The 19,825-nt window shown below is 63.0% G+C and carries 14 protein-coding genes; 10 read left to right on the top strand and 4 right to left on the bottom strand.

What is annotated here, in order from left to right; all coding sequences use genetic code 11:
- The first annotated feature begins 33 nt into the window (after positions 1 to 33).
- Positions 34 to 2,400 carry a Tex family protein gene (locus VGD45_RS27095; protein WP_331158516.1) on the top strand — a complete coding sequence of 789 codons (2,367 nt, stop codon included), beginning with the start codon at positions 34 to 36 and terminating at the stop codon, positions 2,398 to 2,400.
- Here the strand turns inward: VGD45_RS27095 and VGD45_RS27100 are convergent.
- Positions 2,344 to 4,248, bottom strand: coding sequence for a DUF3413 domain-containing protein (locus VGD45_RS27100; RefSeq protein WP_331158517.1), 1,905 nt, complete (start codon positions 4,246 to 4,248; stop codon positions 2,344 to 2,346). The two genes, VGD45_RS27095 and VGD45_RS27100, sit on opposite strands and share 57 nt — an antisense overlap.
- Before the next feature lie 188 nt (positions 4,249 to 4,436).
- On the bottom strand, positions 4,437 to 6,695 hold the full coding sequence (locus tag VGD45_RS27105) for a DUF6600 domain-containing protein (protein ID WP_331158518.1): 2,259 nt from the start codon (positions 6,693 to 6,695) through the stop codon (positions 4,437 to 4,439).
- A 340-nt stretch (positions 6,696 to 7,035) separates the two neighbouring features.
- Between VGD45_RS27105 and VGD45_RS27110 the strand changes: the two genes are divergently transcribed.
- From VGD45_RS27110 to VGD45_RS27135, 6 genes are all read left to right on the top strand, one after another.
- Entirely contained in the window at positions 7,036 to 8,112 is a 1,077-nt protein-coding gene (locus tag VGD45_RS27110; RefSeq protein WP_331158519.1) for a cyclic nucleotide-binding domain-containing protein, read from the top strand.
- A 116-nt stretch (positions 8,113 to 8,228) separates the two neighbouring features.
- Positions 8,229 to 10,028: a DUF885 domain-containing protein gene (locus tag VGD45_RS27115; protein WP_331158520.1), complete on the top strand. Its 1,800-nt coding sequence runs from the start codon at positions 8,229 to 8,231 to the stop codon at positions 10,026 to 10,028.
- A 16-nt stretch (positions 10,029 to 10,044) separates the two neighbouring features.
- Entirely contained in the window at positions 10,045 to 10,392 is a 348-nt protein-coding gene (locus tag VGD45_RS27120; protein ID WP_331158521.1) for an ArsC family reductase, read from the top strand.
- A gap of 102 nt (positions 10,393 to 10,494) precedes the next feature.
- Positions 10,495 to 11,706: a sugar phosphate isomerase/epimerase family protein gene (locus tag VGD45_RS27125; RefSeq protein ID WP_331158522.1), complete on the top strand. Its 1,212-nt coding sequence runs from the start codon at positions 10,495 to 10,497 to the stop codon at positions 11,704 to 11,706.
- 120 nt (positions 11,707 to 11,826) lie between these two features.
- Positions 11,827 to 12,384, top strand: a complete 558-nt coding sequence (locus tag VGD45_RS27130) for an isochorismatase family protein (RefSeq protein WP_331158523.1) — start codon at positions 11,827 to 11,829, stop codon at positions 12,382 to 12,384.
- A 10-nt stretch (positions 12,385 to 12,394) separates the two neighbouring features.
- Positions 12,395 to 13,351 carry a GlxA family transcriptional regulator gene (locus VGD45_RS27135; RefSeq protein ID WP_331158524.1) on the top strand — a complete coding sequence of 319 codons (957 nt, stop codon included), beginning with the start codon at positions 12,395 to 12,397 and terminating at the stop codon, positions 13,349 to 13,351.
- On the opposite strand, the gene VGD45_RS27140 is transcribed toward VGD45_RS27135, so the two are convergent.
- Positions 13,269 to 14,144, bottom strand: a complete 876-nt coding sequence (locus VGD45_RS27140) for a polysaccharide deacetylase family protein (protein ID WP_331158525.1) — start codon at positions 14,142 to 14,144, stop codon at positions 13,269 to 13,271. The two genes, VGD45_RS27135 and VGD45_RS27140, sit on opposite strands and share 83 nt — an antisense overlap.
- Before the next feature lie 124 nt (positions 14,145 to 14,268).
- On the opposite strand from VGD45_RS27140, the gene VGD45_RS27145 reads away from it, so the two are divergent.
- From VGD45_RS27145 to VGD45_RS27155, 3 genes are all read left to right on the top strand, one after another.
- Complete coding sequence (locus tag VGD45_RS27145) at positions 14,269 to 14,601, top strand: thioredoxin family protein (RefSeq protein ID WP_331158526.1); 333 nt, start codon at positions 14,269 to 14,271, stop codon at positions 14,599 to 14,601.
- A 159-nt stretch (positions 14,602 to 14,760) separates the two neighbouring features.
- Positions 14,761 to 16,755 carry a hybrid sensor histidine kinase/response regulator gene (locus tag VGD45_RS27150; protein WP_331158527.1) on the top strand — a complete coding sequence of 665 codons (1,995 nt, stop codon included), beginning with the start codon at positions 14,761 to 14,763 and terminating at the stop codon, positions 16,753 to 16,755.
- Positions 16,756 to 16,838: 83 nt separating this feature from the next.
- A complete protein-coding gene (locus tag VGD45_RS27155; protein WP_331158528.1) occupies positions 16,839 to 18,521 on the top strand; it encodes an N-acyl-D-amino-acid deacylase family protein in 1,683 nt (560 codons plus the stop codon).
- Here VGD45_RS27155 and VGD45_RS27160 read toward each other — a convergent pair.
- Positions 18,518 to 19,549 (bottom strand): aldo/keto reductase, encoded by a 1,032-nt coding sequence (locus VGD45_RS27160; protein ID WP_331158529.1) that lies wholly within the window; start codon positions 19,547 to 19,549, stop codon positions 18,518 to 18,520. The two genes, VGD45_RS27155 and VGD45_RS27160, sit on opposite strands and share 4 nt — an antisense overlap.
- Between the last annotated feature and the right edge of the window lie 276 nt (positions 19,550 to 19,825).

The following is a 19,825-nucleotide window of genomic DNA, read 5'->3' on the forward strand; positions in this document are numbered from 1 at the left end:
CGCGCCTCGTTTTCGCACTGTGGATCGGACCCCATGCTCCCGTCGATTGAATCCCGCATTGCCGCCGAGCTTTCGGCCAAACCGCAGCAGGTCATTGCCGCCGTAGCGTTGCTGGATGAAGGCGCGACGGTGCCGTTCATCGCGCGTTATCGCAAAGAAGCGACAGGGGGCCTGGACGACACGCAGCTGCGCACGCTGGAGGAGCGGCTGGCTTATTTGCGCGAGTTGGAAGAGCGCCGGGCCGCCATCATCGCCAGCATCGATGAGCAGAAAAAGCTGACACCCGAGCTGCGCGCCAGCATCGAGGCCGCCGACACCAAGCAGCGCCTGGAAGACCTGTACCTGCCGTACAAGCCCAAGCGTCGCACCAAGGCGCAGATCGCGCGCGAGGCGGGGCTCGATGCGCTGGCCGAGGCGCTGCTGGCCGATCGTTCGTTGACTCCCGAAGTCGAAGCCGCCAAGTACCTGAAGCCCGCGTTCAAGAACGCGCAGGGCGACGACAACCCAGGTGTCGCGGACGTTAAGGCTGCGTTGGAAGGCGCGCGCACCATTCTCATTGAGCAATTTGCTGAAGACGCCGAGCTGCTGGCGAACCTTCGCGAACATCTGCAGGAGAACGGCGTCGTGGTGTCCACGGTGGCCGAGGGCAAGGAAGAGCCGGCGGCGAAGTTTCGCGACTACTTCGCGTACAGCGAGACGATCAAGACCGTGCCTTCGCATCGCGCGCTCGCTCTGTTCCGCGGCCGCAAGGAAGAGTTGCTGAAAGTTTCGCTGAAGCTGCCCGAAGACATGCAGCCGCCGCCGGCCACCGGCCAGGCGCCGTTCAATGCGTGCGAGCTGAAGATCGCGGCACGTCACAACATCGCGGATCGCAAGCAGCCCGCCGATGCATGGCTGCTGCAGACCGTGCGTTGGACGTGGCAGGTCAAACTGGCTTGGCAGCTCGAAGCGGAGTTGCTGACATCGCTACGCGAGCGCTCGGAGGAAGAGGCGATTCGCGTCTTCGCGCACAACCTGCACGATCTGTTGCTGGCTGCTCCAGCAGGTCCGCGCGCCACCATGGGCCTCGATCCTGGTCTGCGCACCGGCGTGAAAGTGGCTATCGTCGATCGCACCGGCAAGCTGCTCGAAACCGCGACGGTTTATCCGCACGTGCCTCGTAACGAATGGGACCGCACCATTGCCCATCTCGCCTTGCTCGCCAAAAAGCACAACGTCGATCTGATCAGCATCGGCAACGGCACCGCCTCGCGCGAGACGGACAAGCTGGCCGGCGATCTGATCAAACTGCATCCGGATTTGAAGCTCACCAAGATCGTGGTGTCGGAGGCGGGCGCGTCTGTGTATTCCGCGTCCGCGCTCGCGGCGAAGGAATTCCCCGATCTCGACGTGAGCCTGCGTGGCGCCGTGTCCATCGCGCGCCGCTTGCAGGATCCGCTGGCCGAGTTGGTGAAGATCGATCCCAAGTCTATCGGCGTCGGTCAGTATCAGCACGACGTGAGCCAGACCAAGCTCGCCAAGAGCCTGGACGCCGTCGTCGAGGATTGCGTGAACGCCGTCGGCGTCGATGTGAACACCGCGTCCGCCGCGCTGCTGGCGCGCATCTCGGGATTGTCGAGCACGCTGGCCGAGAACATCGTCCGTTATCGTGACGAGCACGGCGCGTTCGCCAATCGTGCCGGCCTGAAGAAGGTTCCGCGCCTCGGCGACAAGACGTACGAGCAAGCCGCCGGCTTCTTGCGCGTGATGAATGGCGACAATCCGCTCGACGCCTCAGCGGTGCACCCCGAAGCCTATCCGGTGGTCGAGCGCATCCTCGCCGACCTGAAAAAGCCGATGCGCGAAATCGTGGGTGACGGCTCGACGCTGAAGAAGCTCGATCCCGCGAAGTACACCGACGAGAAGTTCGGCTTGCCGACGGTGAAGGACATTCTGAAGGAGCTCGAGAAGCCGGGCCGCGATCCGCGACCGGAGTTCAAGACCGCCACCTTCAAGGAAGGCGTCGAGGAGCTGAAGGACCTGAGCCAAGGCATGATTCTCGAAGGCGTGGTCACCAACGTCACTGCCTTCGGCGCGTTCGTGGACATCGGCGTGCACCAGGATGGCCTGGTGCACATCTCCATGATGTCGAACAAGTTCGTGAAGGATCCGCGCGAAGTAGTGAAGGCGGGCGACGTGGTCCGGGTCAAAGTGCTGGAAGTGGATCAGGCGCGCAAGCGAATCGCGTTGACCATGCGGCTCGACGACTCGGCTCAGCGTGTGCGTGACAACTCGGCGGGCGACTTCCGCCGCGATCGCGACTCACGTCCGCCGCAGCGTCAGCAGCAGCGTCGTGAGCCTGAATCAGTGGGAGCCGGCGCCATGGCCGACGCCTTCGCTCGAGCGCTGAAGCGACCGTAAATCGCCGTTGACGAAGCGCGCTTGCTGTTCCAGCGCGGCGGCGATCACATCGGGTGCGAGGCGGGTATCGAGCTCGAGATGATCTTCATCTCGAACCTCCATGCGGTGCCTGCGCACCACCGCGGTCCGGTTGCCATGCTTGATCGCGAAGTCCGCGTACTCGCTCATGAGGATGATTTCGCGTCCGCCCGGCTCGAACAGCGACTCACCCACGCTGTATGTCGAAAAGGGCGTGTCGCAGCCGAGATACTCGCGTAGCACGGTCGGCATCACGTCGAAGTGCGTGGTTCGATGCTCGTAGGTCCTCGGCTCCAGCCCGGGCGCATATAACATAAACGGCACGCCGGTCTGAAAGCGGGTGAAGTTGCTCGCATGACCCCAGTAGTTCTGCTCGTTGTCGTTGAACTCCTGCCCGTGGTCGCCGGTGACGATCACCAGTGAGTTTTCGAGCAGCCCGCGCGCTTCCAGGGCCGCGAACGCCTCTCCCACCAGCGAATCGACGTAATGCAGCGAGTTGCGATAGCGATTCAGCAACGGCAGCGGATCCGTATTGTTGTTGAGCTGCAGATAGTTCACGTGGCTGGCGGCCGGCTCGAAGGGCTTCGGATAGTCCTCCGGATGCGCAAAGCTATGGGGCGCGTCGTAGAACAGCAGGGCGAAGAACGGAGCCGCCGCCGGGCGGGCATCGAGGTACTGCAGAAAGTCGTTGGTGAGATCGCGGTCCCACGCGGCCGGATCGCCACCGTCCGAACGCATGCGTACGCCTTTGACCCGTGCGAACAGCGTGCGATCGAACTCGGGGCTGTACAGGGGCGCGCTTCGGAACACCTGCACGTCGTAGTTCAGACTGAACAGTTGCTCGATCAGCACCGGCCCCTGACGCTCGGCCAGAACGCGGTGCCAGTACGTGCCCGGTATCGAATAGAACAACGAGAACATGCCGATGCGCGTGGCATTGCCGCCGCTGAAGTGATCGAGAAAGCGGGCGGAGCGTTGCGCGAACTTATCGATGTTGGGCGTCACCCGCGCATTCATCTCGTCGAAGCGCCAGGAGTCGATGGCGATCACGACGATGTTGGGCGGCGTCTGCGGCGCATTGCACGTCAACGGCTGCAATGGATAGGTCAAGGCTCTTCCGGCGTGCGCTCCTTCGGTGTTCGCGACCTGCACGTTGGGTAAGTTCACGCCATAGGAGCGGAGCATGCGCTTCGCGGTCGCCGCGTAGCGCATGGGCAATACTTCCGTCTGTTCCAGGATGGGCTCGTAGCTCACGGCGTCGGCCCAGACGTGCACGAGGTGGAAGCTCAGCAGTGAGGTTACGAGCACGGCCACGATGCCCGTCCGCAGCGGCGAGCGCTCCGGAGCGCTCCCCAAACGTCGCCAGAACCAGCCACACGCGATGCTGAAGACCGCCAGAAGCGTCGCCGCGATCAAGCCCGCTTGCGCGTACATGGCCGCTGAAAACACGAAGGTTTCGCTCGCCGCACCGCCGAGCAACAGGTTCAGCACGCCGGCGTTGATGTGAAACCGATAGAGCTGAAAGACCTGCGTATCGATCAACACGTAGGCGACAGTTGCCGCTCCGAGCAGCACTCCGAACGGAATAACCAGGCGCGGTCGGGGCCACAGGGCGCCAAGGGCGAGCACCGGCAACAGGGCTATAGCTGCGACGGTCGTGAAGTGCGCCACGAGCATGCTGGCCCGGAACAGCAGCGATGCGGGCCGCCCGTCGAGATCCACCACCTCGAAGTACCGGAGACTGACCAACAGCAGGAGGACCAAGGTGGTGAGGAGCAGCCCTCCCCACCAGCGCAGAAGGCGATTGCGTATTTCGTTGTAAGACGTCACTGATGCGGCACGCTGAGACTTTGATGGCACGCGAGAAACGGCTGATTGTAGCCGGGCCGCACGGGCTTGCGGCCGTTCGCGTCAGGCGGGCGGCCGGATGCAGTGCACCGGCCCAGGCGAATCAGCCTATGCGAGCAACAGTTTGCCGCAGCTTCAGGTTCCTTGCGGGCGCGGCCCCATCAACAATGTCAGTCCGGCCTGGATTTCGGCGTGTTCCAGGCGCGATTGCCGCCGCCGCGAGATTCGCCGTTGTTGTTGGATGGCGACGCTCTCGGCGATGAGTGCTCGACGCGAGGTTGCGGCTGGCTGCGAGGCTCTTGCCTGGGAGGCGGAGAGTAGGTGCGCGGCTCGCTACGCGGCTGCGAGTATTGTCGCGGCTCGCTACGTGGCTGCGAGTACTGCCTGGGCTCACTGCGGGGCTGCGAGTATTGGCGGGGCTCGCGAAGCTCGTTGCGATTCGCTGAACCCGAGCTGCGATCGCGATAAGTCGAGTTCGACGGTGGGCGATAGGAGCTGCTGCCGCCTTGCTGGAACGTGCTGCTCGGCGGACGCTGCAGGTGATCGTTGCGGCGCGAGTCGGAACGCGATGACTCCACTCCTCGCAGGATCTCAACCGGCTCACGGTCACGCGTCTGTGTGTCGCGTCGGTTCTGGTAATCGCGCACCGAGTTGTTGTTGAGCTCGCGCGGCTCACGAACATTGCCGTTCAAGCCCAAGGCGCGCTCGCGCGCGCCACGATTGGCGTCGCCGACCGACACGCGAGGTCGGACCACGTTGTAGTCGCTACCGCGTTTGGGCCCGGAGCGATCGACGAGCTCGTTGCGTCCGATCGGTCGTCCGCCGTTGTTCTCGATGGCCGTGCGCTCGCGATGGAAGGGCACGCGACCGGCGAAGTAATCGCCGCCCCGACTGAAACGATTGGCGTCCCGCGGCGGCTGACGAACAGCGCCGCCAAGCACGCTCTCACGATATGGCGCGATGGCCGGCGGACGATTCTCGGCGTGATAGTTACGCAGATGGCTTTCGTCCACTCGCACCCAGTGATCGCCGATCCGGCGACCGCCGACGAAGTGATCGCGCGAAACCGTGGTCACCGCGCCTGGATAGTGCCGATAGTCGAAGCGATGCGGCGGCACGCGCCGGCCGTAGAAATAGTTGTTGTTGATGATGTACGTGTTGGAAACATTCACGTAGCGGATGTAACGCGGCGTGTGCCGATAGCCCGGATAATAGATATCGCGAGGTCCGAGCGGATACCAGCCGACGTTACCGAACGACACCGAGATACCGACCGACGGACCGCCGACCCAGCCGACCAGCGCCGGTGCGTACACGGGCCGAATGTGACGCGGTCCCGGCACCCAGCACCAGCTGCTGCGAATGTAAGCCCAGCGGCCATAGTGGAATGGTGCGTATCCCCAGCGTGCATCGTCGATCCAGGACCAGCCCCAGGGCGACACGTACACCCAGCGGCCATAGCGATACGGCGCCCAGTTGTGAACAACATAGGTGGGACGCCAGACGTAGCCGTACTCGGGCTCGCTGATCCATTCGCCATTGTCGTCCAGGTCTTCGTAACCGACGACATCGCGGGAAACATACTTCGCCGACTTCGATCGTTCGTTGCGCGCGTCACGATCGTTGGCCCAGTTCTCGAACGCCGTTCGTGGACCGAGCCGCTCGATCTGACCGGTGAGTTTGTCCACGCCCGTGAAGACGCCGCGCTCGTTGTCGCGCACGGTGAACCGCTCGTTGCCGCCGCCTTTGACTTCCGCTTCACCATTGCGCGTTTTCACGATGGTGCGGTCGCCGGACTTGTCCACTTCGAGGTGATATTCGCCGACGCGATTCAGCACCACGGTGGAATGGGGCGTTTCGACTTGAATGGTTTCGCCTTCGGCCAGCCGGCGCACGCGAATGGTGGCGGCGCCTTCGGTCAGGCTCGCTTGCAGCACGCCGTCGTCCAACTCGATGAAGCCGAAACCCGTGTCACCGTCGAGATACACGGCCGCGGAGCCGATCTGCAGTTCGGCGCGTCCGCCGTCCTCGACCCAGAGACGGTCGCCGCTGGTCAGCGGACGATTCAGCGCCGCTTCGGCCCACTCTTCGGTGCCGGCGGGCGCGATAGTGACTTCGCCATCGACATAGCCGAGGCGCGCGACGCGACTGGGAGGATCGACAACCGGCGTGGCGCGGCTGGATTCGGTGGCGGTTTCAGGTTCGACGACGGGTTCGACCGCCGGCTCATTCTCGTCGCCCGATTCGATCACCGGCTCGGGTTCGACGACGGGCTCCTGGGCTGCCGCGTCGTTGGGCAGGGCGAAGAACAAAGCGAGGCTGCAGACGAGTCCTGCCAGCCACTGTGTCAGGGAATTCGTCACGTTGCTGCCTTTCAGTTGGCCGCTGGATCGCTCCGTGATTCGGCGGTCGGCGTTGCCCAAAATCATGATGCCCACCCCCGTTTAGAACGGTTGTCAGCATGATCCGTTCCCCGGGGTGAACTCAAGGTGAACAGCGGCGGACACCGCGCAATGGCGCCGGGATCCAGAACGATCGGCATTAAATCAAATCGCGGTCATTAAGTTACAAGGAGAGCAGTGTGTCCGGCGCCATTGTGGTCGGTGGCTGCTGAAGGGTTTACCCCCGGCGTGATATCGGCGGATGGAGCAGGCAAGTGGCACAGGTGGGCACTTGTTGCCCAACGGCGACGCCAGTTGTGAGCCGCTTCGCGGACGGCGTAAGGCGGCTGCCTAATACTGCTTCAGGTTCAATAACAACACTCAGGCCATGGAGTTATCCGGGAATCCCAAAGAACTGGCCCTGTTGAGGCAGTTCACGCCGTTCGACGGCATGACGCCGACCAGCCTGGCCGCGTTCGCCCGCAAGATTTCCCGCCTGCAGGCGCCCAAGGGCCGCCTGTTGTTCCTCGAGGGCGACGAGGACAAGCAGACCTTCTACCTGATCAGCGGCTCCATCGACTTGATGGCCGAGGGCGAGGTGATCGGCTCGGTTCGCAGCGGCACGCCCAAGTCCAAGAGCCCGCTGGTGCATCAGCTGCCGCGGCCCTATTCGGCCGTGGTGACTTCCGACCGCATCGAATATCTGCAGATCGACAGCGAGTTCCTCGACGTCGCGGTCACGCTCGACCAGACCGGCGCCTACAAGGTGCTGGAGTTGAACGGCCTGGACGACAACGCGCCCGGTCCCGACGACTGGATGACGGCGCTGCTGCAGACCAAAGCTTTTCACAAGATTCCGCCAGCCAACATCCAGGCCGTGTTCATGCGCCTGCAACGGATGGATTGCCGCGCCGGCGAAGTGATCATCAAGCAGGGCGATGTCGGCGATTATTTCTACGTGGTCGTCAAAGGCATCTGTCAGGTGGCGCGCGAGACGCCGCTCAACAAGGAAGGCGTGCGCCTCGCCGAGTTGAAGATGGGCGACACCTTCGGCGAGGAAGCGCTGATTTCCGACGTGAAGCGCAACGCCACGGTCACCATGGTGACCGACGGCGTGCTGATGCGCCTGGCGAAGGACGATTTCCGCAAGCTGCTGCACGAGCCGCTGCTCGACTGGGTCGATTACGCGAGCGCCAAGCGCATCGTCGAGATCGAAGGCGGACAGTGGGTCGACGTGCGCCTGCCGTCGGAGTTCGAGCACTATCGCGCCGACGGCGCGATCAATATTCCCTTGCACTCGCTGCGCCTGAAAATGAAGGCGCTGGATCGCAATCGTCACTACATCGTGTGTTGCGATACCGGCCGCCGCAGCTCGGCGTGCGCCTACATGCTTGCCGAGCGGGGCTTCCATGCCAGCGTGCTCCGGGGCGGGCTGGGCTCGACCGATCTGGCTGCGCCGCGCTGATAAATCCTTCCTGGGTATACAACGCAGTTGTTAGTCTGATCCTGTTTCTTGGGCCTCTTTAATTTTCGCAGAGGCCGGACCAAGATGCCGTCTTTCCATTGCAAGGGGATGGCCTCATGGGTTGCCTGTCTCGTCCAGCGTTCGTCCTCGGTGGCGCGTTGTGGCTGTCATGCTCGATCGCCGCGGCCCAGTCACCGGCCGAATCCAGCCTCACTGCACTGATCGCCGAATACGAAGCGTTGATCCGGCAGGACGATCCGGTGAGCGCCGGTCAGGAAGGCGATCGCAACGCCTTGCGACGCTTGCCGGACGTGCGTCCGGAGACGGCCAAAGCCGCGGCGAAACAATTGAAGAGCATCGCCGAGCGACTCGCCGCCATCGACGCGTCCGCTCTGTCGGGAGACGCGGCTCTGAATCATCAGCTGCTCACGGGCGTCGTCGCCACGCACTCGGAGCAGCTGACATTCGATCTGCCGCGCGTCCCGTTCGAGAACGACAGCGGCTTCCATACACTGCCCGACTATCTGGCGCGCACGACGAGCATCGGTTCACGCGAAGACGCGGACGCCTGGCTCGCACGACTCGAAGCGACACCGGCGTTTTTCGAGCAGAACCTCGCCAACTTGCAGCGAGGCATCAAGACCAAATACACCCAGCCGCGCATCGTCGCCGAGCGCGTGCTCGAAGTCGCTCGCAAGCAGGCGAATACGAAGCCCGAAGACAGCTCGCTGCTGCTGCCGTTCGCACGCATGCCATCGAGCATTCCAGCGACCGCGCAAGAGGAATATCGCAGCAAGGCGCTGGCCATCGTGCGCGATCGCATTCTGCCGCTGCAGAAGAAGTTCGCCGACTTCATGGCCAAGGAATATTTGCCGGCGGCGCGTCCGAAGCTCGCGTGGCGCACCACCCCGAACGGCGAAAGCTCCTATAAGTTCTTCGTGCGCCGTGAGACCACGACGCAAATGACGCCGGATGAAATCCATCAACTCGGCCAGTCGGAAGTGGCCCGCATTCGGGGCTTGATGGAAAAGACCATCGCGGAGACCGGCTTCAAGGGCAGCTTCGCCGAGTTCCTCAACATGCTTCGCACCGATCCGCGCTTCTATGCGAAGACGCCCGAAGACCTGATGGAGAAAGCGAGCGAAATCGCCAAGCGCTCGGACGATCAGCTGCCGCGTTTGTTCGGCACATTGCCACGACTGCCGTATGGCGTGCGGCCGGTGCCGGCCGATATCGCCGAGGGCTACACGACTGGCCGCTACTGGGTGGGCAGCATGCAGCAGGGCCAGGCGGGCGGGTACATGGTCAACACCTCGCACCTGGATCAGCGTCCACTCTACGAGTTGCCGGCGCTCACCGTCCACGAGGCCGTGCCCGGCCATCATTTGCAGATCGCGTTGTCTCAGGAGCTGACCGGCATTCCGTACTTCCGTCGCAACACCAGCCCGACGGCGTTCGTCGAGGGTTGGGGACTCTACTCGGAGTTCCTGGGCGAGGAGATGGGGATCTATCGCGATCCCTACGAGCGCTTCGGTCGCTACTCGTACGAAATGTGGCGCGCCTGCCGGCTGGTGGCCGACACCGGCATCCACTGGCTGGGCTGGGACATCGAACAGGCGCGCCGCTGCTTCACCGAAAACTCGGCGCTCGCGCCTCACAATATCCAGACGGAACTGGAGCGCTACATCTCCTGGCCGGGCCAGGCGCTGGCGTACAAGATCGGCGAGCTGCGTTTCCGCGGTCTGCGCAGCGATGCCGAGAAGGCGCTGGGTGAAAACTTCAACGTTCGCGAGTTCCACGACCAGCTGCTGTTGAGCGGCGCCTTGCCGCTGGACGTGGTGAGCACGCGCATCCAGGACTGGATCAGCGCCAAGTCGCCCACCAAGGCGACATCGTCGAGCGCGCTAGCGCCGTGAAGTACAATTTCTGAGCATGAAAACCACGATCTATGGCATCAAAGCCTGCGACACCATGAAAAAAGCACGCACCTGGCTCGACGAGCACGGCGTGCAGTACGAATTCCACGACTACAAAGTCGCGGGTATCGAACGCGAGCGACTCGAAGGCTGGTGCAAGAAAGTCGGCTGGGAAGTCCTGCTGAACCGCGCCGGCACGACGTTTCGCAAATTGCCCGAGTCCGACCGGGCGGACTTGAACGAGCGCAAGGCGGTGGCGCTGATGCTGGCGCAGCCGTCCATGATCAAGCGTCCGGTCCTGGAGCGGGGCGGAAAGATGCTGGTTGGCTTCAAGCCGGCGGAGTATCAAGCCGCCCTGGGCTGAACCCGCTGCTGGCTGCGGCGGCGGGTAATTTCGGCAGATGTAAACGGTTCCACGATCTGCCAGACTGCGGGTATGAGCACCACCCCGTTCGCCCCGAAGCCCATGAAACTCAGCATCCTGACCGCGGCGCTCCAAGAGCTGACGCCGCGGGACAAACGGGATGCCGATCCGGATCTGGCCATCGAAGAGTGGCTGCAATTCGCGCGCGACATCGGGTCGCCGAATATTCAGCTTTCGGCCGCGCTCCATCCCACCGAGAGCGACGTGCCCGCCGAGGCCATGCTCGATCCGGTCGCCAACACGCTGGACCTGCGCAAACCCTTCGATAAACAGCGCGCAACGCGCGTCAGCGCGGCGATGAAGGAAACGGGCGTGGGTTTGTCGGACCTGGCATATTTCGACAACATGCTGGTCGCCGATCCGGCCGCGCGCCAAAAGAAACATGACTTCATGTTGCGCGTGTTCGATGCGGCCGTGCTGCTGGGAACGGATGCGGTGTGCGGGTTCGTCGGCCGCAATCCGCAGCTGGAAATGGATCAGAACCTCGTCATGTTCGAAGACGCGTTCATTCCATTACTGAAAGAGGCCAAGGCTCGCGGGCTGACGTATCGGGTCGAGCAGTGCCCGATGCCGGGCTGGAACGTGCTCGATCGCTGGCACAACAACATCGCGTACGCGCCGGGCCCGTGGATTGCGCTGCATAGGATTTGCGAGCGCCATGGCGTGGGCGATCAGTTCCGCATTCACTACGATCCGTCGCATGCCATTCTCATGGGGCAGGACACGCGGTCGTTGTTTCAATATCTCAAGGATGAAGGCTACGGATTCCTCATCGGCGGTTTTCACGTCAAAGGCCAGGTCGTCGACTCTCGCGGCGTGTCCGCGTGGGGTTATGGCGGGCAGACCATGCAGCGTGGCGACTGGATCGACGGTAAGCCGTCGACGAACCCCGCGGATCAGGCCAACGCGTGGAAGAAACAAACGGTGTTGTGCGAGCACGAGCTTCCAGGCACGGCGCGCCACGATCCGCTCGCGTATTTGCAGAATCGCAGCGTCGATTGGCTGGATCATCAATTGGCCGCACGCGAGCTGCTGTCCATCGATCCCGCGAAGACGTTCTTAGTCGTCGAGCACGAATATCCGCCAGCCCGCATTCAAGACAAGGCCCGGCTCGCGCCCATCCTGAAGGGCTCCCTGGCGTTCGTGAAAGCCATCGACGAGGCCGCCGCCGCCATGTACTCGCTGCAGCACGACGTTCTGAAATCTCAGGGCATTCCCATCCAAGGCGTGGGGCGCGAGGCGTACCGGTCCTAGTATGAATTCGGGCAGCCCGGGACGGGCTGTCCGTTTTTGACCGCACCCTGTCGAGCGGCGCTCTCGTCCGCGGGCCCCGCGGCGAGCAACATGACTCCACGTTGTCCTGTAGGAGTCGTCATGAAGTCCGCGTTACTCGTCATCGATGTGCAGCAGTCGTTCACCCGTCGTTCTTATTGGGACGATTCGGAGCTGCCCGTGTTTTTACATAGCGTGCAGCAGCTCGTGAACCGTGCCCATAACGCGGGCGTCCCCGTGCTGCAGGTCTTTCACGTGGACGAGGAAGGGCCTGAAAACGCTTTTTCCGTCGAGTCCGGGCTCATCAAGACCTTGCCGCAGCTGGATATCCAGCCCACCGAAGTGTTCACCAAGGCCGTCCATTCGGCCATGTTCGCCACCACGAAAAACGGCCGGAGCCTGGACTACTGGCTGCGTAACAACGGCATCCAGCGCCTCATCGTCACTGGCATCCGCACCGAGCAGTGCTGTGAGACGACCACGCGTCATGCCTCGGACCTCGGCTATAGTGTGACCTACGCCATGGATGCCACGTTGACCTTCCCCATGGTGTCCGGATCGGGCCGCAAGTTCACGGCTCAGGAGATCCGCGACCGCACCGAGCTGGTGCTGCAGGATCGGTTCGCCCAGGTGCAGCGCTCGGAAGCCGTGGTGATGTGAGAGAGTTCGCATGAGAAAGGTGCTGTTCGCGCTGCTGCCCGAGGTCGTGTTGCTGGATGTGGCCGGCGCGGCCGAGGCTTTCAGAATGGCGAGCCAGCTCGTGCCTGACAGCTACGAGCTGGAGTTCGTTGCGAGCAGCGCCTCATTGCGTTCCTGCGTGGGCCTGCAGCTGCATAAGCTGCAGCGCCTGCCTGCCGAAGTGCCGGATCATTCCATCGTCGTCATCACCGGCGTCAGCTCCGTTTCGCTCGACCTGGAATCGGAACCGATGCTGCAACTGACGGAATGGTTGGCTAACGTGGCTCGCAATGAAACCGTGACAGTGATGTGTGTCTGCTCGGGCAGCCTGCTGGCGGCACAGGCTGGACTACTGCGCGGGCGCGAGTGCACCACCCATCACGAATTCGTGGAACGGCTTGCCAAGATGGAACCGAGCGCCACCGTGCACGGCAATCGCATCTTCGTCGAAGATGGCCACATCATGACCAGCGCCGGTGTGACTTCCGGAATCGATCTCGCGCTCCATCTCATCGGACAACAGCTGGGCCACAAGATCGCAGTCGCAGTGGCGCGCGATCTGGTGGTCTACATGCGTCGTACGACGGCGGACCCACAGCTCTCCGCTTGGGTCATGCATCGGAATCACATCCATCCCGCCGTTCACAAAGTGCAGGACGCCATCGCTCGCAATCCGGCGGGCAACTGGTCCTCGGCCAAGCTTGCGGCCGTTGCCTGCATGAGTGCTCGCAATCTAGGAAGGCTATTCATGGAGCACGCGGGCTGCTCGCCACTCGATTACGTGCAACGCTTGCGAGTTGCGCTAGCGCGCGAGATGGTGATGAACAGTGATTTGGCGTTGGAGCGTGTTGCCGAGCGCAGCGGCTTCAGCTCCGCGCATCATCTGCGGCGAGTCTGGCGCCGTTGGGAGCGGGCGTCGCCGGCTGAGTTTCGCCTGACAGCTCGCTGACCGACACGGAGGTCAGCCCGCGCTCGCGCAAGCCTTGTAACAACAACGGCAGCACTTGGAGGATCAGCGGGCGGTGACGCTGCTCGCGCTCATGCCCGTCATGTAACAGCACGATGTCGCCTGGCCCAATGCGACTCAGCACGCCACGAGCAACGGCCACTGGATCGCGAGCGTAGGTATCCCGCGAATGGATCGACCATGCGACGGCTTTTAGATTGCGCTTGTGCGCGGCGCGTGCCATCGCAGGACTCTTCAATCCAACTGGCGGCCGATACAGCGGCTCGCGTGTCGAGTGCGTGATCGACTTGATCAGCTGCGCGCAGCGATCGATCTCTCGGGCGTGGCCAGAGGACGGATAAAAATTCTGAAAATGCGAGTGGTGCCACGAGTGATTGCCGAGCTCGTGGCCTTCGCGATGTATGCGCTCGCCCAGCGCGCGATGTTTCTCGAGATAGCGGCCGATGACGAAGAAACTCGCGCGCGCCTTGTGCTCGGCCAGCAGGTCGAGCACGGCCGGAGTCACTTCGGGATCGGGACCGTCGTCGAACGTCAACGCTACTTGTGGCCGATCGGTGCGTCCGCGCACCAGGGTCGGATAAAGAATCGAGGACGCCGGGCGGAAGATGCCATCGGCCATCATCAGCGCCAGCGCGCCGAGCGGCACGCCCAGGCTCAGCAGGCCCGGACCGAAGACCGCGGCCGAGCCGACCGTGGTGGCGGCGCTGGCCAGCAGAAATCGATCGGCGCGACACAAGTTCAAGCGGGCCAGCTCCAGGGACGAGTGCGCCATCATGGCAATTGCGATTCAAGTTGTCGATTGACGGCATTGCCAATGGCGATTGCCCGGAGCGGCGGTCAGGCGCATCGTGACCCACCGAAGTCGTAAATCCCACCTGGGATGTTGAGGAGAGAGGTACATGAGCGATGCGAAGTTTCTCGCCGTCACGGACGCCAGCTTCGACCAGCAGGTGCTGGCCGCGTCCGGCCCGGTGCTGTTGAAGTTTGAAGCCGACTGGTGCGGGCCGTGCCAGGCGATGAAGCCGATGATCGAAGATATCGCGCGCGACTACGATGGCCGCTTGACCGTGGCCACCATGGACGTTGACCAGAACAACCAGACGCCGTACCGCTTCGGTGTCCGTGGCGTGCCGACAGTCATGCTGTTCAAGGGCGGCCAAGTCGTGGGACAGAAGGTCGGCCTGCCGCGCAAGGCGGAGTTGACCGCGCTGCTGGATACGAAGCTGAGCTGAGCTCTGAGGGAAAGGGGCAAGCTGACGGTAAGTCCTACGTGCGCGCCCCCTCGCGCAGTAGTAGAACCCAATGGCCCTGTCCGACCGCACTCGGGCAGGGCCTTTTTCGTGCCTTCATAACCTCTCGTAACAATTCGATCAGGCCCGCAGAGGTGACCTGTGAAATCCGTTCGGGCGAGACGCCGCGGTGGCCAACCGGGGCAGCACTCGTCACATAGGGACGGTGACGATCAGACTGGGGAAGAGGAAGGATCGGGATCTCCTGTCGTTCGACTGGCGCTCGAGCATTGGCCCGCGGCTGCGCTGCTGATCGATCGCGAAGGGCGTATCGCTGCGGGCAATCGCGGCGTCGCTCGATTGTTCGGCTACGAGCCAGGCGATCTCATCGACGTCCCGATCGATGAATTGATTCCGGGATGGCGGCCGCTCGATGTCGGCGATGACAATCGCGTGGGCCATCCTCGCGCGAGTCGTCGCCGACGCGCCACGGGTCATCGTCTCGACGGCAGCACGTTTCCATTGCGGTTCTTTCAAATGACCGTGGCGGCCGACGATGCGCAGAGCACGCTGGTAACCATCACGCCGCGCGCCCGTCTCGTCGGCGGCGGACACGTCGCGCATGTTCGCAATCGTCACAGTGAAGAACGCCTGCGTGCGGCGGTGAAGGCCGGACGGATCGGAACCTGGGTCTGGGATCTGCGCAAGCGCACCGTCTGGTGGGACAGCGCGATGTACAAACTCTGGGGCCAGCCTCGTCATCGCGGGATCATGCCGATTGCCATGGCCACGGCGCTGCTTCATCCCGACGATCGCGAGTGGGTCGGCCGCGCCATGGACCAATATCTCATCAGTGGCGCGGACGAGATCTCGCTACAGTTTCGTTTGCTGCGCTCAGACGGCGCGACGCAGTGGGTCGCGATTTCGGGGCGGATCGAACGCGACCCGAAGGGTCAGCCGACCCGCCTCATCGGCGCGACCATCGATGTCACGGCGCGCCGGCAAGCCGAAGAAGCTTTGCATCATGCGCAAAAGATAGAAGCGCTCGGCACACTGGCCGGCGGCATCGCGCACGACTTCAACAACATTCTGCTCGCGATCGCCGGCAACACGCGTCTGGCCATGCAGGACCTGCCGGACGATCATCCCGTGCAGCAAGGTCTTGCCGAGATTGCCAAGGCCACTGCGCGCGCCACCGATCTGGTGAATCGCATTCTCACGTTCAGCCGTCAGAGCGAGTGCCGCCGTGAGATCCTGCAATTGCAGCCGGCGGTGGAGGAGGCGATCAAGCTGTTGCGGGCGACCTTGCCCGCCATGATCGAGATCAATTGCAACTTCGCCGAAGGTCTGCCGCCGGTGCGCGCCGATGCGACGCAGATCCATCAGATCATCATCAATCTCGTGACCAACGCGGCACATGCCATCGGCGATGGCGCGGCCGGCTGCATCACCCTTTCGCTCGATGAAGCCCAAGTCGCACAGAGCGAGGCCGTGTCGCCGGAGCTGAAAGCGGGCCGCTATGTGCGACTGTCCGTAACGGATACCGGCAGCGGCATGGACAAGGCGACGCTCGATCGCGCGTTCGATCCCTTCTTCACCACCAAGCCCGTGGGGCGCGGCACAGGTCTGGGGCTGAGCGTAGTGGACGGCATCATGCGCAATCACGAAGGGTCGGTGATCGTATCGAGCGAGCCGGGTCGCGGCACGACGTTTCGTTTGTATTTCCCGGCGGCGGAGCCGGCCAGCGAAGCGCGGCCGACCCATGAAGACGTTACGACGGCGGAGGGCCGTGGCCGCAGGGTGATGTACATCGATGACGAGGAAGCGCTGGTCTATCTCATGACGCGCGTATTGGAGAAGTCCGGCTATCAGGTGACGGGTTTCAGCGATGCCGAGCAGGCTCTGCAGGTGTTGAGAGCGCGGTCGCGAGATTTCGACGTCGTGGTGACGGACTTGTCGATGCCGGGCATGTCGGGCTTCAACGTGGCGCGTGCGATTCAGGAGATTCGCGCCGATCTGCCGGTGGTCGTGACATCAGGCTATGTGCGAGCCGAGGATCGCGACAAGGCCAGGGAGCTCGGCGTGCGCGATCTGGTGCTCAAGCCGGATACAGTAGAAGAATTAGCGCGGGTTCTGGAAAAAGTCTTCGAACACTGACCTGCGGGCGTCGTCTCTCTGTACGGCGCGGCTATTTTTGCGTTAGGGTCGCAGCCCCGTCTCGCCACTTTGCTGGAGTCACAGTGCGCGCCATCGTCCTTGCGAAGATTGTTTTGTGCCTGGGCCTGACTGGAACGGCCATCGCGGCCGAACAGGTCGACCTGATCGTCCATGACGGCGTCATTTACGACGGCAGCGGCGGCAACCCGGTCAAAGGGGACGTAGCCGTTCGCGACGGGCGCGTGGTCGCCGTCGGCAAGCTGGCCGACTACCAGGCCAAGCAGAAACTCGACGCGAAGGGCCTGGCCGTCGCGCCGGGTTTCATCAATACGCTGTCCTGGGCCACCGAATCCCTGATCTACGACGGTCGCGGGATGAGCGATATCAAGCAGGGCGTGACGCTGGAAATTTTCGGCGAGGGCACGTCCATGGGCCCGGTGAACGCGCAGATCCGCGAGGAGATGATCAAGACCCAGGGCGATATTCGCTACGACGTCACGTGGACCACCCTGGGCGAGTATCTCGATTTTCTGGTGAAGCGAGGCATTTCGCCGAACGTCGCTTCGTTCGTGGGGGCAGCCACTGTCCGTGCGCACGAAATCGGTTATGCGAACCGAGCGCCGACGCCGGCGGAGCTGGGTCGCATGCAGGATCTGGTGCGCCAGGCAATGCGTGAGGGCGCGCTGGGCGTGGGCAGTTCGCTGATCTATGCGCCGGCGTCGTACGCCAAGACCGATGAACTGATCGCGCTGACCAAGGCCGCGAGCGAATTCGGCGGCGCTTACATTTCACACCTGCGTAGCGAAGGCGACCGCTTCCTCGAGGCGCTCGATGAGTTATTGCTCATCGCCCGCGAAGCGAACGTGCCGGCGCAGGTGTATCACTTGAAGGCCGCAGGCAAGAAGAATTGGCCGAAGATGCAGCAGGCCATCGACAAGATCGAAGCGGCGCGTAAGTCAGGGCTGAAGATCACCGCGGATATGTACAGCTACACGGCAGGCGCAACTGGTTTGGATGCCGCCATGCCGACGTGGGTGCAAGAGGGCGGCATCGATGCGTGGGTCGAGCGTTTGAAGAAGCCGGAAATCCGCGCGCGAGTGCTCAAGGAAATGCGTGATCCGAACGCCGGCTTCGAAAGTCTGCTGCAGGCGGCTGGCTCGGCGGACCGGGTGTTGTTGATCGGCTTCAAGACCGACAAGCTCAAGCCGCTCACCGGCAAGTCACTGGCCGAGGTCGCGAAGATGCGCGGTGTTTCGCCCGAGGATGCGGCCATCGACCTGGTGATCGAAGATCACACGCGCGTCGGCACAGCGTATTTCCTGATGTCGGAAGAGAATGTGAAGCTCGGCCTGTCGCAGCCGTGGGTGAACATCGATTCGGATGCAGAGGCGCCCGCGCCGGAAGGCCCGTTTCTGCTGAGCAATCCGCATCCGCGAGCTTACGGAACGTTTGCACGCTTCCTCGGCCACTATGTGCGAGATCAGAAGGTGACGACGCTGCAGGATGCGATCCGTCGCCTCACCAGCCTGCCGGCGGAAACGTTCAAGCTGAAGAATCGCGGCTGTTTAAAGAAGGAATGCTTCGCCGACATCGTGGTCTTCGATCCCGCCACGATCAAGGATCACGCCACCTTCGATAAGCCGCACCAGTATGCGACAGGCGTGCAGCACGTGTTCGTCAATGGCGTGCAGGTGCTTCGCGACGGTGAGCACACCGGCGCGAAGCCCGGCAAGGTCGTGCGAGGACCTGGATATAACAGAACTTAGACCGGCGCCGGATTGCGCTCCGTGAAGTCGCGCTGATGCCAGTACGGATAGGCCAGCGGTGTGGCGCTGGCCTGATCCAGCTTCTTCACCTGTTCTGCTGTGAGATTCCAGCCGAGCGCGCCGAGGTTTTGTTTCAGCTGCTCTTCGTTGCGCGCGCCGATGATCACGTTCGCGACGGTCGGACGCTGCAATAGCCAGTTCAAAGCGATCTGCGGCACGGTCTTGCCGGTTTCCTTGGCCACTGCGTCCAGCGCGTCGACCACGGTGTACAGATACTCCTCGGACACTTTCGGGCCCTTGGCGACGCTGAGCTCGGAGCGCAGTCGAGATGTTTCGGGCAGCCCTTGGCCGCGGCGGATCTTGCCAGTCAGGCGGCCCCAACCCAGCGGGCTCCACACGATGGCGCCGACTTTCTGCTCGAGGCCGAGCGGCATCAGCTCCCACTCGTAGTCGCGGCCAATCAGCGAGTAATAGGCCTGATGCGCGACGTAACGGGTCCAGCCGTAACGATCCGAAACGGCCAGCGATTTCATCAAATGCCAGCCGGAGAAGTTCGAGACGCCGGTGTAACGGATCTTGCCCGCACGCACGAGGTCATCGAGCGTCTGCAGGGTTTCTTCGACGGGCGTGACGGCGTCATAGCCGTGCAGCTGGAAGATATCGATGTAGTCGGTGCCCAGCCGCGTCAGCGCCTTGTCGACGGCGCGCAGCAGGTTGAAGCGCGAGGAGCCGACATCGTTGGCGCCTTCGCCGTGGCGGAAGGTGGCCTTCGTGGAAATGATCACCTTATCGCGCCGGCCGCGAATGGCCGCGCCCAGAATCTCTTCAGCGGCGCCGCCCGAGTAGATGTCGGCCGAGTCGAACATGTTGAGGCCGGCGTCCAGGCTGATGTCCACCAGCCGCGTCGCTTCCTTCACATCGTTGTCGCCCCAGCTCTTGAAAAACTCACCCTTGCCGCCGAACGTGCCGGTGCCGAGACTGAAAACCGGCACTTTGAAGCCGGACCCGCCCAATTGCCTGTATTCCACGCGACTCTCCGCAACTGCCATGAAACCGGCGCTCTTTATAGCGCAGGCACTCGTGAATCGGGGTCACCGGGCCCTTGCCGACGGAAGACCTGTGCTCGCCTGCGGCGAGCTGGCCGGAATATGCCACGCACCTTGAGGCGACGTTCGAGGTGACCTCCCTTCTTCCGGCATTGTCGAGAAAGAGGGACCTTTTCGGCAAAGTGCGCCCAGGGACGGGACCCGACGACGTCGCGCGATAGCGCGACTGAGGGGGAGCACGGTGCCGGAAGGAGGGAG

The organism is Steroidobacter sp. (genome assembly GCF_036402275.1).
In the GTDB taxonomy this organism is placed as follows: Bacteria; Pseudomonadota; Gammaproteobacteria; order Steroidobacterales; family Steroidobacteraceae; genus Steroidobacter.

Coding starts and splice junctions, on each gene's coding strand:
- VGD45_RS27105 (WP_331158518.1), bottom strand. CDS start 6,695: ATGATTTTGGGCAACGCCGACCGCCGAATCACGGAGCGATCCAGCGGC.
- VGD45_RS27125 (WP_331158522.1), top strand. CDS start 10,495: ATGAAACTCAGCATCCTGACCGCGGCGCTCCAAGAGCTGACGCCGCGG.
- VGD45_RS27130 (WP_331158523.1), top strand. CDS start 11,827: ATGAAGTCCGCGTTACTCGTCATCGATGTGCAGCAGTCGTTCACCCGT.
- VGD45_RS27115 (WP_331158520.1), top strand. CDS start 8,229: ATGGGTTGCCTGTCTCGTCCAGCGTTCGTCCTCGGTGGCGCGTTGTGG.
- VGD45_RS27140 (WP_331158525.1), bottom strand. CDS start 14,144: ATGATGGCGCACTCGTCCCTGGAGCTGGCCCGCTTGAACTTGTGTCGC.
- VGD45_RS27095 (WP_331158516.1), top strand. CDS start 34: ATGCTCCCGTCGATTGAATCCCGCATTGCCGCCGAGCTTTCGGCCAAA.
- VGD45_RS27110 (WP_331158519.1), top strand. CDS start 7,036: ATGGAGTTATCCGGGAATCCCAAAGAACTGGCCCTGTTGAGGCAGTTC.
- VGD45_RS27120 (WP_331158521.1), top strand. CDS start 10,045: ATGAAAACCACGATCTATGGCATCAAAGCCTGCGACACCATGAAAAAA.
- VGD45_RS27145 (WP_331158526.1), top strand. CDS start 14,269: ATGAGCGATGCGAAGTTTCTCGCCGTCACGGACGCCAGCTTCGACCAG.
- VGD45_RS27135 (WP_331158524.1), top strand. CDS start 12,395: ATGAGAAAGGTGCTGTTCGCGCTGCTGCCCGAGGTCGTGTTGCTGGAT.